Here is a 14,988-nt window from a genome sequence, read left to right on the forward strand (position 1 = left end):
ATCACATTACTCTATAAAAAAGCCCGGTCATTGGCCGGGCTTTAGCTTGAGTGCGTCGTTACGATCTTTCCCGGGCAATGGCGCGGTAAGCGATGTCGTTGCGGTAAAATGCGCCATCCCAGCTTAGTTTTTTCGCAAGTGTGTAAGCCCGCTGCTGGGCTTCGGTTACGGTGTTGCCCAGCGCGGTTGCGCAAAGTACACGCCCGCCACTGGTAACCACCTGGCCGTCGGCAAGTGTGGTACCTGCGTGGAATGCCTTCTCGCCCGCTGTGTCTGTTTCCGGTAGGCCAGAAATGACATCGCCTTTTTTGTAGCTGCCGGGATAACCATCTGCGGCCAGCACAATGCCAACGGCGGCGCGTTCGTCCCAGTCAGAGCTGCACTGATCCAGCTTGCCGTCAATGGCAGCCTGACAGAGCTCAACAATGTCTGATTTCATTCGCATCAGAATGGGCTGAGTTTCCGGATCGCCAAAGCGGCAGTTAAATTCGATGACCTTGGAAGCACCAGAGGGGTCAATCATCAAGCCAGCGTAAAGGAAGCCTTTGTATGGCAGACCTTCTGCTGCCATACCGCGAACGGTCGGGTAGATGATCTCATCCATGATGCGTTGATGCACTTCAGCAGTCACCACAGGGGCAGGAGAGTAGGCTCCCATGCCGCCGGTGTTGGGGCCGGTATCACCGTCGCCAACGCGCTTATGATCCTGAGAGGTGGCCATAGGCAGAACATGGTCGCCATCTACCATCACAATAAAGCTGGCTTCTTCGCCGTCGAGGAATTCTTCAACAACCACGCGGTTGCCGGCGTCGCCAAAAGCGTTACCTGCCAGCATGTCGCGAATGGCGTTTTCTGCTTCCTCAAGGGTCATGGCAACAATGACGCCTTTGCCAGCGGCAAGGCCGTCTGCCTTGACGACAATCGGCGCGCCCTGTTTGCGGACATAAGCCAAGGCTTCGTCTAAGTCTGTGAAGTTGCCGTAGTCCGCAGAGGGGATTTTCTGGCGGGCCAAGAAATCCTTGGTGAATGCTTTGGAGCCTTCCAGTTGCGCTGCGCCGGCGCTTGGGCCGAAGACGCGCAGGCCACGCTCTTCAAAGAGATCCACAATGCCAGCTACTAAAGGCGCTTCTGGGCCTACGATGGTAAGGCCAACCTTGTTATTGGCGGCAAAGGTAGCCAGGCCTTCAAGGTCCAACACGTCTATATCGACGTTTTCTACACCTGGCTCGCGGGCGGTACCCGCGTTGCCAGGTGCCACATAAACCGTATCGGCACCCGGAGACTGGGCCGCTTTCCAGGCCAGTGCGTGTTCACGTCCGCCGTTGCCGATTACCAGAATATTCATATCTTGTTGCCCTGTACTTTTATAAAGAGTTCTATCAGTGCCGGAAATGGCGCATGCCGGTAAACACCATGGCTATGCCGTGTTCGTTGGCGGCATCGATAACTTCCTGATCGCGCATGGAACCACCTGGCTGGATAACCGCGGTAATGCCCGCTTCAGCCGCAGCATCAATGCCATCCCGGAATGGGAAGAAGGCATCAGAGGCCATCACAGAACCTTTTACTTCCAGGCCTTCGTCGGCGGCTTTGATGCCGGCGATTCGGGCGCTGTAAACGCGGCTCATCTGGCCTGCACCGACACCGATTGTGCGGCCTGATCTGGCGTAAACAATGGCGTTGGATTTAACGTATTTCGCCACTTCCCAGGCAAATAGCAAATCGTTCAGCTCATGTTCGGTTGGCTGGCGAGTAGTCACGACTTTTACGTCGGCCATAGCCACCATGCCCAAATCGCGATCCTGAACCAGAAGGCCGCCAGTTACGCGCTTGTAGTCCATGGTCTGGGCGCGCTCACCAACCAAGTCGCCGCAGGCCAGCAGGCGCACGTTCTTTTTAGCACTGACCAGTTCGACCGCTTCTGGGGCGATGGTGGGCGCAATAATCACTTCCACAAACTGGCGCTCAATAATGGCCTTGGCCGTTGCTGCGTCCAGCTCGCGGTTGAAGGCAATAATGCCGCCGAACGAAGAGGTGGGGTCGGTTGCGAAAGCCAGCTCGTAGGCTTGGAGGATATCGGCACCGATCGCTACGCCGCAGGGGTTCGCGTGTTTGACGATAACGCAGGCCGGATCTGCAAACGGCTTCACGCATTCCAGAGCCGCGTCGGTATCTGCCACGTTGTTGTAGGATAGCTCTTTGCCCTGAAGCTGTTTTGCCGTGGCAACACAGGCTTCTTTCGGATTGCGCTCTGCGTAAAACGCCGCACGCTGATGCGGGTTCTCGCCGTAACGCATGTCCTGCACCTTGACGTACTGGCTGTTGAAGGTGCGGGGGAAATCGGCGTTGTTGTTATCCGCTGTGCGGCCGCCCAAGTAGTTGGCAATGGCACCGTCGTAGCCTGCAGTATGCTCGAAAGCCTTTACTGCCAAATCGAAGCGAGTGCTGTGGGTCAGCTGGCTATCGTTGTCATCCAACTCTTTCAGAACCCGGCTGTAATCCGAGGCGTTTACCACAATGGCCACGTCGTTGTGGTTCTTGGCCGCGGCGCGAACCATGGTGGGGCCGCCAATATCGATGTTCTCGATGGCAGTGGCAAGGTTGCAGTCGGGGTTGGCTACTGTCGATTCAAAGGGATAAAGGTTCACCACAACCATATCAATCGGATCAATGCCGTGTTCACCCATAATGGCATCGTCTGTGCCCCGGCGGCCCAAAATGCCGCCATGGATTTTTGGATGCAGGGTTTTTACCCGGCCGTCCATCATTTCCGGAAACCCGGTGTATTCAGAGACTTCGGTAACAGGAACGCTGTTTTCCGTCAGAAGGCGAAAGGTGCCTCCGGTGGAGAGCAGTTCGATACCGCGGTCGGTAAGGGCGCGCCCAAACTCGACGATGCCGGATTTATCACTAACACTGATCAGTGCGCGACGGACGGGGGTATTAGCCTGGTTTGCCATGGGGTCACATTCTTCACTTGGGGTGAACGAACAAGGGCCTCGCGAAGGGTATCCGGGAGGCCCTCTTCAAGTCAGGGTGTCTCGATTATAGCAGGCCGTACTGCTTCAGCTTCTTGCGCAGGGTTCCGCGGTTCAGGCCGAGCATGGTGGATGCTTTGGTCTGGTTGTTGCGGGTGTACTTCATTACCTGCTCAAGCAGCGGTGCTTCCACTTCAGAGAGCACCAGTTGGTACACCTCAGTAACGGGTGCGCCATCAAGCTGAGCGATGTAGTTTTTCAGGGCAACCTCAACGTTATCGCGCAGGGTAACGGTGGTGCCGCTGCTGTTCACCGTTTGTAGCTGGTGAATATCATCGTTGGCCGGGGCGTTCAACGTGTTGTTTGCCAAAGTTTCAGCGGTCATGCTGCGAATACCTCTCCATTTCGTAAGCCTGAAAAATACTGTTGGATACTGTCTTTCTGCTCCAGCGCATCATTGAGCGCATTGAAGCGATTACGGAACTGTTTGCCGGGGTCGTGGGATTGCAAATACCAGCCCACATGTTTTCTGGCAATACGCACGCCCATGGGCTCTCCGTAAAAGCTGTGCAGGGCGGCTAAGTGTTCGCTTAAAATCTGTTCTACTTCGTTCAGTGGCGGCGCCGGCAGGTGCTCGCCGGTTTCAAGAAAATGCAGAATTTCCCGAAAAATCCAGGGGCTGCCCTGTGCTGCACGGCCAATGAGCAGACCATCTGCGCCGGTATACTCCAGGATCCTGCGGGCCTTCTCCGGCGATGTGATGTCGCCATTGGCGAAAACCGGGATGCCAACGCTGGCTTTGACTTGTGCAATGGTGTCGTACTCTGCATCGCCATTGTACTTGTCAGCGCGGGTGCGGCCATGGATCGCCAGTGCCTGAATGCCGCTGTCTTCGGCCATACGCGCAATGGCCAGTGCGTTGCGATTGTCCTGATCCCAGCCGGTGCGCATTTTCAGCGTAACGGGGATATCAACGGCACTAACCACGGCTTTCAGTATGTCCCAAACTAGGTTTTCATCTTTCATCAGCGCTGAACCAGCCGCTTTGTTGCACACTTTTTTCGCCGGACAACCCATGTTGATGTCGATAATCTGGGCACCAGATTCGGCGTTGAGCCGGGCCGCGTTGGCCAGCATTTCCGGGTCACCGCCGGCGATCTGTACGGATCTTGGTTCTGGCTCCCCGGCATGGTCCATACGGGTTCTGGATTTGCGCGTATGCCAGAGCTTGCTGTCTGCTATCACCATTTCCGAGACTGCCAGGCCCGCACCCATTTTGCGGCAGAGCAGCCGAAAAGGGCGGTCTGTTACACCTGCCATGGGTGCAACAATCAGCGGATTGGGCAGGGTGTACGGCCCGATTTTTGCCGTTGGCAGCATGGTTTGAACCCGTATCACAGCAGATTAAGCAAAGGTCGGAGCGGAGCGGTTGTTTAATAAATAACCGATGCCGGTTCCGAAGGGCGCTAATGATACCGCCGGGGGCACTGTGATTGAAGGGGCAGAGGGGCGAAAAAACTGATTATTTTTCGCTCTTTTTGGTTGACTTTTGTTCTACGAAGTGGGGGTTGGCCTGTGTGCCGGGTGGTCGCCGGCAGACAGTTTTACGGCATGTAGGGTCGGAAGATGATGTTGTAATTAACGGCGTCACGGCCCGGGTCGCGGATGCTTATGGCAATGCGAACCGGTGTTTCCACAGGCATGATGTCGAGCTTATCGGCCTCGCCGGCAAGGTAATCCGACGGCGTGAAAACGCTCTGAGCAACTATGTCCCCATTTAGATTTGAGAAGGTCAGCGCAATGGCTGGGAAGGGTTGCTGAAAATCTGCCCGATTAATAATGACTGCATCTACGACCAACTGGCTGCGGTTTTCTGGGTTGGTACGAACCACGAGCTTACGGCTCTGGATGGCGTCAACGTTAATCAGAGGTTTTAATTTGCAGCCTGCCAGTTCGCAGCCTTTTTCGTAAAACGGACGTAGTTCTGGAATCGCTGACAGCCGATCGAACTGGAACCAGGTTACTTGCGCAACTAGAACACCTAGTAACCCCAACACAATGACCGACCAGACAATTGTGCGTAACCAGCTTTTGTTGTTGCCGCCCACGGATACCGGGTCGTGCCTAAGATCTCCAAACGGTGCGCTCGTTGAGAAGGATTCCTGTTCGCTGGCAAAAGACTCAAGCGCCGGGTCGGGTTGTGGGTCAACGTAAAAGTCCGACGTGTCTTCTTTTGGGTGCTCCAAGGAGCTATCTTCGGCTATGTCCGCGGTGGAGTTTTCGGGTTCAGGTTCAGGTTCTTGTGGGGGTTCTGGCTCGGCCTCTGGCGCGGTTTTCGCGGCGGAATTATCCTCCCAGAGAATCGCTTCGGCCCAGCTCTCATCGACAACTTCGGCATCTTCATCGATCTCGTCCCGTGTGGAGTGATCTCTGTCATCGAAGCTCCGAAAACTGTCGCTCAACTCGTTGTCCGAGAACGTCAGTTTTGTGCCAGCATAACGGTCTTCTTCAGCGTCTTCTTCGGGGTTATCCGCAAAAAGGAATTCGTCTTCCGTGGTGTCGCTGGTAAAGCTGCTGGTAGCGGGGCTCTCGGGGAGCGCGCTCTGCGGTGGCGTTTTGCTGGCCGTGTGGGCGGGTGTTTTCAGCGCGTCGCCGGCACCCGTTGTTACTTGGTGTTCGACCGCGTTGAAGACATCCCTGCAGTGACCGCAGCGTACTTTGCCCTTGGCAATGCCAAGCTGCTCACCGGTAACCCGGAAGCGGGTATGACATTTGGGGCACTGAGTCTGCAGACTACTCTGGGTCATGCTTCGTTCCTGAAAGCGACTGAACTACGAGTCCCGCAGTTTAGTTGTTAAAACAGTCTTCGTCATCTGTCGTTGCGCCGGCCTGTGAGGCGTATCCATTCTTCACGTTGTTCCGGCTCGTCCATAATAAACCAAGGTTCATAGGCGACCATCACCTCGCGAGCTTGGTTAGACAAAATACCTGAAAGCACAAGGTCGCCTCCTAGCTTTGTCAGTGCTGCTAGGTGCGGTGCTAAACCAATCAGTGGCTGTGCGAGAATGTTCGCCAGCATCACATCCGTTTTGGTGTCGGGTTCGTCTTTGGGCAGGTAGAGATCGAGCCTAGCCGGATCTACGCCATTACGGCGGGCATTTTCGCGGCTGGCTTCCAATGCCTGGGGGTCGGTGTCTACGCCAACCACATGATATGCACCCAGTAACAGAGCCGCCAGGCCGAGGATTCCGGAGCCGCAACCGTAGTCGGTAACTTGCTTGCCAGTAACATCCTTTCCGTCTAGCCATTCCAGACACAAAGCGGTGGTGGCGTGGGTGCCGGTTCCAAATGCCAAGCCTGGGTCGAGCATCAAGTTCGCCGCATCCGGATCGGGTGCGTCAGCCCAGCTGGGCACTATCCACAGGCGCTCGCCGAACTGCAGCGGATGAAAATCATCCATCCAGGCCCGCTCCCAGTCTTTGTCTTCAACCAGAGTTACGTCTATGTCTGTGAGGGATTGCTGAGTTTGCTGGTGCCAGGCGTTGCGCACATCGCTACACAATTGATCAATATCCCGGTCTGACTGAAACAGCCCGGTAACGGTAGTCTGGCTCCACAAGGGTGTGGTGCCAGGGTCGGGCTCATAGAGCGGCTGGTCTGCAGCATCTTCCATGGAGACAGCTTCTGCGCCCATCTCCATAAGCAGATCCTCAAGCTGATCCGCGGTATCGGGATCAGCTGGGATCTGAAGTTGTATCCAGGGCATAGATTTTCCTGCATTGCGATGCAGAATGTTAGTCCCGCATCAGCTTCTCAAGGTAATGAATGGTGAAGTCTACCGTTTTAAAGCCGCCGTCGCGCACCAGTTTACGGTGCAGAGGTTGATTGGTTTTAATTCCTTCAATCAGCAGCTCGTCCAAAGCGATTTTCATGCGTCGGCGGGCAACCTGGCGATCGTCGCCCCAAGTGATCAGTTTTGCAATCAAGGAGTCATAAAACGGAGGTACCGTATAGCCACTGTACAGGTGTGAGTCTACCCGCACACCGTTGCCGCCTGGCGCGTGAAAGTGCGTCACTTTACCGGGGCTGGGCACAAAGGTAGCCGGGTCTTCCGCGTTAATGCGGCACTCCATTGCATGGCCCGTAATATGGATTTCGTCTTGTGTGTATTGCAGCGGAAGCCCACTGGCAATGCGCAGCTGCTCGCGCACGATATCCACACCGGTAACCATCTCAGAAACCGGGTGCTCTACCTGCACGCGCGTGTTCATCTCAATGAAAAAGAACTCGCCGTCTTGATACAGGAACTCAAAAGTGCCGGCACCCACGTAGCCAATTTCCTTACAGGCATCCACACAGGCTTTGAGAGTACGCTCGCGGGCTTCTGGGTCGATATTCGGTGCAGGCGCTTCCTCGATGACCTTCTGATTGCGACGCTGCATGGAGCAATCACGATCACCCAGATGGATGCAGTTGCCGTGCATGTCGGCCAGTATTTGAATCTCTACGTGGCGCGGGGTTTCCAGGAATTTTTCCAGGTAAACGGTAGGGTCGCCAAACGCATTCCGGGCTTCGCTCTGGGTAATTTGGACGCTTTTGAGCAGTGAGGCTTCGGAATGAACCACCTGCATGCCACGACCGCCGCCGCCCGACGCTGCCTTGATCATCACCGGGTAGCCTATTTTGCGGGCTATCTTCAGGGTACTCTCGTCGTCATCGGTAAGCGGGCCATCTGAGCCAGGCACGGTAGGAACGCCGGCGCGAATCATGGCGTTAATAGCAGAAACTTTGTTGCCCATCAGGCGAATGGTCTCGGCTCTTGGGCCGATAAAGCGGAAGCCGCTTTTCTCGACCTGTTCGGCAAAATCGGCGTTCTCGGCAAGGAAGCCGTAACCCGGGTGTATGCCAACGGAATCCGTTACTTCTGCAGCGCTGATAATCGCCGGAATGTTGAGGTAACTTTCCAGGGCGCTGTTCGGCCCGATACATACGGATTCGTCAGCCAAACGCACGTGCATCAGATCGCGGTCGACCTGTGAGTGAACGGCTACGGTTTTGATGCCGAGCTCTTTGCATGCACGCAGAATCCGAAGGGCTATCTCACCTCGGTTTGCGATCAGAACTTTTTCTAACATGGCCATGAGTAGCTATCACCGGGTTCAGGAAATGATTAACAGCGGCTGGTCAAACTCCACGGGCTGACCGTTCTCAGCCAGAATTTCTGTGACCGTACCGCTCTTGTCGGCCTCAATCTGGTTCATCATCTTCATGGCTTCTACAATGCAGACAACCTCGCCAGCTTTAACGGATTGGCCAATTTTTACGAAAACGTCCGCCGTGGGCGATGGGGCCTCATAAAACGTTCCGACCATAGGGGAGCGCAAGGCATGCCCTTTCTGGATGGCCTGTTGTGTGCTGTCTTCCTGAACAGGGCCCGGCGTTTCCGGTGCCTGGGCGGATTGATGCATAGGCGGTGGAGCATAGTGGCTGATATATGGGGCGCCGGCAGTTTGTTCACGACGGCGGGAGATGCGCACAGAGTCGTCTCCCTCGTGAATCTCAAGTTCTTCGACGTCAGACTCCTCGAGCAGTTCGATCAGTTTTTTAACTTTGCGAATATCCATAGTCAATCCAGTCCCGTGTTGTCAGGTCTATCGGTGAATTCGTTGTATGGCTGCTTGGAGTGCGAGTTCGTACCCTTGGCTGCCTAATCCGCAGATAACGCCCTCGGCGATATCAGAAAAATACGAGTGATGGCGGAAAGCCTCCCGCGCATGCACATTGGAAAGATGCACTTCTATAAACGGAATTTCTGAAGCCAGTATGGCGTCACGCAAGGCAACACTGGTGTGTGTAAAGGCTGCAGGGTTAATGATGATGAAATCCACACCTTCAGCCCGGGCTTCGTGAATCCGATCAATCAGTTCATATTCCGCGTTCGACTGCAGATGCAGCAAATGATGGCTGTGTTCTGCTGCTTTCTCCCGCAACCGTTCATCAATATCTGCCAGCGTCTCGTGGCCATAAACCTCTGGCTCGCGAGTTCCGAGCATGTTCAGGTTGGGGCCATGAAGCACGAGAATTGTAGACATGGTTGCGTCTGCCTTTATCACTTTAATAACAGGATCGCCGAAAATAACGGCATGTTCCACCCATGATGTGTGCTTTTTTTTCTCAGATCAACACTTTTTGACAATGTTATCTGTTGCCACCGGGTCGCAACAAAAGGCCTAGTGAATAGAAACGAGATCTTTCCGCTGAGAGTAATCATTGTCGTGAACGGTGGGGGTGACTTCTATACGACGATGGTTTCATACGGGCAGCTGAGGGGGCTGCCCGGTTGGTTATCTCTAGTGATCAGTTGCCGGCAAGTGTGACGCAGTTGCGGCCTTGCTCCTTCGAGACGTAAAGCGCCCGATCAGCGTTCTCACACAGAGTCTGGGATGAATCGTTATCCCAAGAGGCCACGCCGCAGCTAAAGGTAACGTTGAATTCCCTATCGCCCGCGGGTTGCTGAAGTTCCGAGAAGCGCCCGCGGATTTCGTTGAGAACATTGCGTGCATCGCTGGGCCGAGTGTTGGGAAGAATAACGGCAAACTCTTCGCCGCCGTAGCGACCTATGTGATCGGTTTTGCGCAGGCGCTGTTTGAGAAACATCGAGAGGCTGCGAAGAACGCGGTCGCCAATAGGGTGGCCAAAGGTATCGTTTACCTTCTTAAAATAGTCTATATCAATCATCGCAAAGCACAGGGGCTGATTTTTTTGCCGGGCCTTAACGATTTCCTGATCTAGCAGGTGCAGTGTGTGGGTGTGGTTATACAGTCCTGTGAGGCTGTCACGGATCATTAGCGCCAACAGGGAGCGCGCACGCCGGCCCCGGTTGTGGAGTGTCGCAATCAGGTGCTTAGGGTCGATGGGTTTGGTCAAAAAGTCATCGCCACCTAGGCTCATAGCGTGGAGTTGTTTGGTGACATCATCTTCCGCCGAAAGATAAATGATCGGCACGCTGTGGAATCGATCCTGCTGGCGGATTACCCGAGCGATCTCCATGCCGGTGCAGCCCGGCATATACATGTCGAGAATAATGATTTCGGGGGAAAACATGTCCAGTGCGTTGATGATTTCCATGGGGTCGGTGATGACGTGTGCGGTCATGCCCGCCTTTTTCAGAACCGTTTCCATAAATTTTGCTTGGGCCCGGGAGTCATCCAGTACAAGTACCCGGTAAGGCTCAACGGTGTTTCCGTGGGTATAGGTTTCTATTTTTTCGATAAGCTGCCCTGGATCAACAGCCGGGTAGAAAAACTCTTCGCCGCCGCACCGAGAAGCGCGAAGACGGGTCTGGATGGAGCCGTCTTCATCGCTCATAAAGATAATCGGAACAGGCGTATCGTGCCTTTCCTGCAAGTGCTCGATGGTCGCGATACCGGCGTGCTGGTCGCCCCCGAAATTCACATCCATCAAGATGGTTTCAGGCTTATGCAGAGCGCAGGCTTCGGCAAGCTCTTCTGCAGAGCTGAAAGCTGAGGCGCGGAACCCGAAAAACTCAAGCTGGCGGATGAGCCGGTTCGCCATCTCTGCGTTTGCGAGTGCAATATAAACGGGGGTGCGCCTAAACTGATGTGGTGCTTCGGTGTTGCTTTGGTCGGTTCGGCGCAGAGTACTGCGCGCAAGTGCATCAATAGCGGACTGAAGCTGCCGTTCGGTGGTGTCGTCTAGGGGGGAGTTGGCCGGCCAGTCGCGGATAAGTTCGAGAATAGTGCTGCCTGCCTCAGCATGGGCTTCCATCTCGAATCTTTGTGCGTAGCGAACCAGCTTGTCGGATGCCGCCAAAAGCTCTTCGCGGTGCGCGGTGAACGAATCGCTGCTGCTGTGAATTTTCTGCCAAGTATCCAGAACAATCCGTGCTTGGGTTGTTACGCGGCGGGCAAAGTGCTGCCTGAGTTTTTCTTTCTGGCTTGCGTCGCTCATTGTGCTCTGGCCTGTCTTTTATTCATTATGGGCCGCCCTTTACGGCGTGGACGATTTACCCAACCTTAATTTGTTTTTGGAGTCTATAGTGTTTTGAGTTGTCGGCGTAGGTTGCGCTGTGTAATTGTTTGTGAATTCTGCGGTGTGTATATAGAAGGCGCCATAGGTTAGGATCCATACAGACCGTTTGCACAGTCAATTAACAGACAAGGGGCTTAACGTAATATGCCAGGCAAAATCAGACAGTATTTCAGAGACAAAAAGGACAACACTCAGGATTATGCCGGCAACAAAGGCGTGATCGGCAAATTTGTGGTTGTTGTTCTGCTGGTATATCTGTTGGTGGCAGTGGTGATGGGGATGTACTGGAGCAGTGAGCCGGAGTCCTTCTCGGTGCGCGAGCATACCCGGGCGGTCGCCAATGATATGCAAAGGGAGCCCATAACGGGCTTTGCGACAACCGTAACGATGATCCGCATAGCCGAAACCCTTCTGGATAAGCCGGGTGGTTATATCACCAACGATATTTTCCCGCCGGGCCTGTGGCTGGATAACGTACCTAACTGGGAATACGGAGTGCTGGTGCAGTTACGCGACCTGTCTCGCGCTATGCGCAGGGATATCAGCCGCTCCCAGAGCCAGTCTGCAGAAGATCCGGATCTGATCATTGCCGAGCCACAATTCCACTTTGACAGCGCAAGCTGGGCCATTCCATCGACAGAGGCGGAGTACCGCCGGGGCATTACTGCACTGAAGCGTTACCTCGATCGCCTTTCCAGCCCAGAGCAGGCCTACGCCCAGTTCTTTGCCAGAGCCGACAACCTCAATAACTGGCTGGGTGATCTGGAGACTCGCCTGGGCAGCCTTTCGCGCACCCTTGGTGAGAGTGTTGGCAAAGCATCGGTATCAGAAGCGGTGGCTAACGTTGATTCCGACAACCCGTTGACCGAAGAGACGGGCGGCGGCGATATAAAAACCGAGTGGGCCAAGATTGACGATGTGTTCTACGAAGCCCGGGGCAGCTCCTGGGCATTGCTGCACATCTTCCGCGCGATTGAGGTGGATTTCCGCAAGGTGCTTCGGGACAAGAATGCCATTTCCAGCGTCAAGCAGGTCATCATTGAGCTTGAAGGAGCCCAGGGTGACATGTGGAGCCCGGTTATCCTGAACGGTAGTGGATTTGGTGTGCTGGCGAACCATTCGCTGACTATGGCGGCCTATCTATCCCGTGCCAATGCGGCGATCAGCGATATGCGGGATTTGCTATCTAGGGGCTGAGGGAGTTTCTGGAGACATAAAAAACCGCGCTGCAAGGCCCGGTTTTTTGTATTCGATCGGGCAAATTAGTTGGTATAGGCCTTGATCGAATCAACAATGGCTTGCTTGGCGTCGGCAGCGCTGCCCCAGCCTTGCACCTTGACCCACTTGCCTGGCTCAAGCGTCTTGTAGTTTTCAAAAAAGTGCTTGATCTGTGCACGCAGCAATTCTGGCAGATCTTCGAGCTCTTTAACGTCATCGTAGATGCTGGTCAGCTTGCTGTGCGGCACGGCAAGCAGCTTGGCGTCACCACCGGCTTCATCTTCCATGTTCAGAACACCCACCGGCCGGCAGCGGATAATCGAGCCATGTTCAACCGGATGAGGGGTAACCACAAGCACGTCAATCGGGTCGCCGTCGTCCGCCAGAGTGTGGGGGATAAACCCGTAGTTTGCCGGATAGAACATGGGGGTGGCCATAAACCGGTCTACCAATAGCGCGCCCATGTCTTTGTCCAGTTCATACTTGACGGGGGAGCTGAAGGCCGGAATTTCAATGGCAACGTAGATGTCTTCAGGCGGGTTCTTGCCTGCGGGGATGTTGTCGAATTGCATGTGCGATCCTTCCTGGTAGGTCTCGAGTGTGCGTTTTACTGCGGTTAAAATTTGTGCGCGCAATTATACGTAACTCTCTCGCAGTTCGAAACTAAACGTTGGTAGTGTCGGGCGGGAAAACGGATTGCAGGGTGCGCCGCAATCCGTTCTGAGCTCTATTAAAGCTTGATCTGCTTGGCAATAAGTTCCTTCATGATCTCGGTGGTGCCACCGCCAATTGATAGAATCTTTGCATCCCGGTACAAGCGATCAACCACAGATTCGCGCATGTAACCCATGCCGCCGAAAAGTTGCACAGCCTCGCGAGTGACGTTCTCACAGACTTCCACGGAGAAGTTCTTGGCCATGGCTACCTGTTTGATCGGATTCTTACCTTTTTGCATAAGATCCGCACAACGGTAGGTGTACTCCCGGGCGATGTCGATCTGGGTTGCCATGTCTACCAGCTTGTGGCGAGTTACCTGAAAGCCGGCAATGCTGCGGCCGAAGGCATTGCGCTGTTTGGTGTATTCCAGGGCAGCTTCATAGGCCATCTGAGCGGTCATGTAGGCCATGATTGCCAGCATCAGCCGCTCTGACAGGAAGTTGCTCATGATGGCAATAAAGCCTGCGTTCTCTGCGCCGATCAGGCGATCAGCCGGTACTCGGCAGTCTTCGAAGAAGAGCTCTGCCGTGTCGCTGGCCCACCAGCCCATTTTCCGCAGCTTTGTACCGTTAGAGAATCCCGGCATGTCGCGGTCGACTAGCAGCAGGCTGATACCGCCGTGGCCTTCACCACCTGTGCGCACAGCAACCGTGTAGTGATCCGCACGGGTGCCACTGGTAATGAAGGTTTTGCTGCCATTCACAATGTAATGATCACCGTCTTTCACCGCACGGGTTTTCAGGCTGGCCACGTCGGAGCCGCCGCCGGGTTCGGTGATGGCCAGTGCGGAGATTTTCTCACCACTCAGTACCGATGGCACAATCTGTTCGCGAATCTCTTTCTTTGCCCATTTTGCAACGGGCGGTAAGCCAATATCTAGGGAGCCCAGGCTGGCAACAAAGCCGCCGGAGGTAGAGCGCATAAATTCTTCTGAAATAGCGACTTTTAGAAAAACGTCGCCTTCACCCATGCCTCCCAGCACTTCTGGGAAGCCGGCGGCGAGCAGGCCGGCATCGCCTGCCTTTTTGAAAATTTCACGAGGAAACTCACCGGCTTCTTCCCATTCATCAATATGGGGAAGAACGTGAGTTGTGATGAATTTTCGGGCAGTCATGCGCACTTGATTGTGCGTATCGTTGAAATAATCGGACACGATAAAAACCTCTATTCGAGAAGAATATGAGGCAGTGTCGCGTAATTTCATCTACCAAGCAAGCGCTTGGTTGCGTTGCTGCCTTGGTCAGATGCCTTTGCGGGGAATGCTCTCAATCCCAGCGCTCGTACCGAGCAACAGTAGGTCGGCAGGGCGGCGGGCGAAGAGCCCATTGGTAACAGCGCCCACAATGTTGTTCAGTCTTTCCTCGACCTGGATCGGGCGAGAAATATCCATGTTGTAGATATCCAGAATAATGTTGCCGTTATCGGTTGTGAATCCGTCGCGGTACACAGGGTCTCCGCCCAGTTTGACGATTTCACGGCCAACATGGCTCCGTGCCATGGGGATAACTTCTACCGGCAAGGGGAAGTCGCCGAGTATGCCGACCTTTTTGGATCCGTCGGCAATGCAGATAAAGGTCTTTGCGACCCCCGCAATGATCTTCTCACGAGTAAGTGCGCCGCCACCGCCTTTGATGAGTTCAAGGCGTTCGTTGGTTTCGTCCGCGCCATCCACGTAGAACTCCAGTTCACCCACACTGTTCAGATCGTAAACGGGAATGCCGTGGCTTTTCAGACGCTCTGCTGTGGCTTCTGAGCTGGCTACAGCACCGTCGAACTCAGTTTTCAGCTCCGCGAGCATATCGATAAAGAAGTTGGCCGTGCTTCCCGTGCCAACGCCAATAATGCTGTCGCGCTCCAGGCGCGGCGCTATGTAGTCTACTGCGGCTTTGGCAACGGCTTTCTTGAGTTCGTCCTGGGTCATTGGGCACTCCGGCTGCAATTCTTATGGGTTCAGGCTCATTATAGCGCTTAAGGGCGGTCTGCTTATAGACGGCTGCCGTGCAAACTTTCTACACTGTAGGTT

Annotated in this window: 14 protein-coding genes; 1 reads left to right on the forward strand and 13 read right to left on the reverse strand. The window is 54.6% G+C overall.

What is annotated here, in order from left to right; all coding sequences use genetic code 11:
- Positions 1-58: 58 nt before the first annotated feature.
- The 10 genes from purD to CPH80_RS17640 all read right to left on the reverse strand — a co-directional run bounded on the left by purD (position 59) and on the right by CPH80_RS17640 (position 10,949).
- Positions 59-1,345, reverse strand: a complete 1,287-nt coding sequence (gene purD, locus CPH80_RS17595) for a phosphoribosylamine--glycine ligase (RefSeq protein WP_096279882.1) — start codon at positions 1,343-1,345, stop codon at positions 59-61.
- 34 nt (positions 1,346-1,379) lie between these two features.
- Positions 1,380-2,960: a bifunctional phosphoribosylaminoimidazolecarboxamide formyltransferase/IMP cyclohydrolase gene (purH, locus tag CPH80_RS17600; RefSeq protein WP_096279884.1), complete on the reverse strand. Its 1,581-nt coding sequence runs from the start codon at positions 2,958-2,960 to the stop codon at positions 1,380-1,382.
- Positions 2,961-3,045: 85 nt separating this feature from the next.
- Positions 3,046-3,363, reverse strand: coding sequence for a DNA-binding transcriptional regulator Fis (gene fis, locus CPH80_RS17605; protein WP_096279885.1), 318 nt, complete (start codon positions 3,361-3,363; stop codon positions 3,046-3,048).
- Positions 3,360-4,355, reverse strand: a complete 996-nt coding sequence (gene dusB, locus CPH80_RS17610) for a tRNA dihydrouridine synthase DusB (RefSeq protein WP_227520521.1) — start codon at positions 4,353-4,355, stop codon at positions 3,360-3,362. Before dusB ends, fis begins: the two co-directional genes overlap by 4 nt.
- A gap of 227 nt (positions 4,356-4,582) precedes the next feature.
- Positions 4,583-5,785, reverse strand: coding sequence for a DUF3426 domain-containing protein (locus CPH80_RS17615; protein ID WP_096279889.1), 1,203 nt, complete (start codon positions 5,783-5,785; stop codon positions 4,583-4,585).
- Positions 5,786-5,847: 62 nt separating this feature from the next.
- Complete coding sequence (prmA, locus tag CPH80_RS17620) at positions 5,848-6,744, reverse strand: 50S ribosomal protein L11 methyltransferase (RefSeq protein WP_096279891.1); 897 nt, start codon at positions 6,742-6,744, stop codon at positions 5,848-5,850.
- Between the two features lie 28 nt (positions 6,745-6,772).
- Positions 6,773-8,119 carry an acetyl-CoA carboxylase biotin carboxylase subunit gene (gene accC / locus CPH80_RS17625; RefSeq protein ID WP_096279893.1) on the reverse strand — a complete coding sequence of 449 codons (1,347 nt, stop codon included), beginning with the start codon at positions 8,117-8,119 and terminating at the stop codon, positions 6,773-6,775.
- An 18-nt stretch (positions 8,120-8,137) separates the two neighbouring features.
- Entirely contained in the window at positions 8,138-8,602 is a 465-nt protein-coding gene (accB, locus tag CPH80_RS17630) for an acetyl-CoA carboxylase biotin carboxyl carrier protein (protein ID WP_096279895.1), read from the reverse strand.
- Positions 8,603-8,629: 27 nt separating this feature from the next.
- Positions 8,630-9,070 (reverse strand): type II 3-dehydroquinate dehydratase, encoded by a 441-nt coding sequence (gene aroQ, locus CPH80_RS17635; RefSeq protein ID WP_096281750.1) that lies wholly within the window; start codon positions 9,068-9,070, stop codon positions 8,630-8,632.
- A gap of 265 nt (positions 9,071-9,335) precedes the next feature.
- Positions 9,336-10,949 carry a diguanylate cyclase gene (locus CPH80_RS17640; RefSeq protein ID WP_096279897.1) on the reverse strand — a complete coding sequence of 538 codons (1,614 nt, stop codon included), beginning with the start codon at positions 10,947-10,949 and terminating at the stop codon, positions 9,336-9,338.
- Positions 10,950-11,174: 225 nt separating this feature from the next.
- On the opposite strand from CPH80_RS17640, the gene CPH80_RS17645 reads away from it, so the two are divergent.
- The gene (locus CPH80_RS17645; protein WP_096279899.1) at positions 11,175-12,227 is read left to right on the forward strand and encodes a DUF2333 family protein; all 1,053 of its coding nucleotides are present in this window, start codon (positions 11,175-11,177) and stop codon (positions 12,225-12,227) included.
- Between the two features lie 65 nt (positions 12,228-12,292).
- Here CPH80_RS17645 and ppa read toward each other — a convergent pair whose 3' ends face one another.
- The 3 genes from ppa to rpiA all read right to left on the reverse strand — a co-directional run bounded on the left by ppa (position 12,293) and on the right by rpiA (position 14,886).
- The gene (gene ppa / locus CPH80_RS17650; protein ID WP_096279901.1) at positions 12,293-12,820 is read right to left on the reverse strand and encodes an inorganic diphosphatase; all 528 of its coding nucleotides are present in this window, start codon (positions 12,818-12,820) and stop codon (positions 12,293-12,295) included.
- A 158-nt stretch (positions 12,821-12,978) separates the two neighbouring features.
- Positions 12,979-14,118 carry an acyl-CoA dehydrogenase family protein gene (locus CPH80_RS17655; RefSeq protein ID WP_096281752.1) on the reverse strand — a complete coding sequence of 380 codons (1,140 nt, stop codon included), beginning with the start codon at positions 14,116-14,118 and terminating at the stop codon, positions 12,979-12,981.
- An 87-nt stretch (positions 14,119-14,205) separates the two neighbouring features.
- Positions 14,206-14,886, reverse strand: coding sequence for a ribose-5-phosphate isomerase RpiA (gene rpiA / locus CPH80_RS17660; protein ID WP_096279903.1), 681 nt, complete (start codon positions 14,884-14,886; stop codon positions 14,206-14,208).
- Between the last annotated feature and the right edge of the window lie 102 nt (positions 14,887-14,988).

The organism is Marinobacter sp. LV10R510-11A (assembly GCF_900215155.1).
GTDB lineage: Bacteria > Pseudomonadota > Gammaproteobacteria > Pseudomonadales > Oleiphilaceae > Marinobacter.

Bases quoted from the DNA above. Each gene is read 5' to 3' on its own strand.
- purD (WP_096279882.1), bottom strand. From the start codon at position 1,345: ATGAATATTCTGGTAATCGGCAACGGCGGACGTGAACACGCACTGGCC.
- purH (WP_096279884.1), bottom strand. From the start codon at position 2,960: ATGGCAAACCAGGCTAATACCCCCGTCCGTCGCGCACTGATCAGTGTT.
- fis (WP_096279885.1), bottom strand. From the start codon at position 3,363: ATGACCGCTGAAACTTTGGCAAACAACACGTTGAACGCCCCGGCCAAC.
- CPH80_RS17615 (WP_096279889.1), bottom strand. From the start codon at position 5,785: ATGACCCAGAGTAGTCTGCAGACTCAGTGCCCCAAATGTCATACCCGC.
- prmA (WP_096279891.1), bottom strand. From the start codon at position 6,744: ATGCCCTGGATACAACTTCAGATCCCAGCTGATCCCGATACCGCGGAT.
- accC (WP_096279893.1), bottom strand. From the start codon at position 8,119: ATGGCCATGTTAGAAAAAGTTCTGATCGCAAACCGAGGTGAGATAGCC.
- accB (WP_096279895.1), bottom strand. From the start codon at position 8,602: ATGGATATTCGCAAAGTTAAAAAACTGATCGAACTGCTCGAGGAGTCT.
- aroQ (WP_096281750.1), bottom strand. From the start codon at position 9,070: ATGTCTACAATTCTCGTGCTTCATGGCCCCAACCTGAACATGCTCGGA.
- CPH80_RS17640 (WP_096279897.1), bottom strand. From the start codon at position 10,949: ATGAGCGACGCAAGCCAGAAAGAAAAACTCAGGCAGCACTTTGCCCGC.
- CPH80_RS17645 (WP_096279899.1), top strand. From the start codon at position 11,175: ATGCCAGGCAAAATCAGACAGTATTTCAGAGACAAAAAGGACAACACT.
- ppa (WP_096279901.1), bottom strand. From the start codon at position 12,820: ATGCAATTCGACAACATCCCCGCAGGCAAGAACCCGCCTGAAGACATC.
- rpiA (WP_096279903.1), bottom strand. From the start codon at position 14,886: ATGACCCAGGACGAACTCAAGAAAGCCGTTGCCAAAGCCGCAGTAGAC.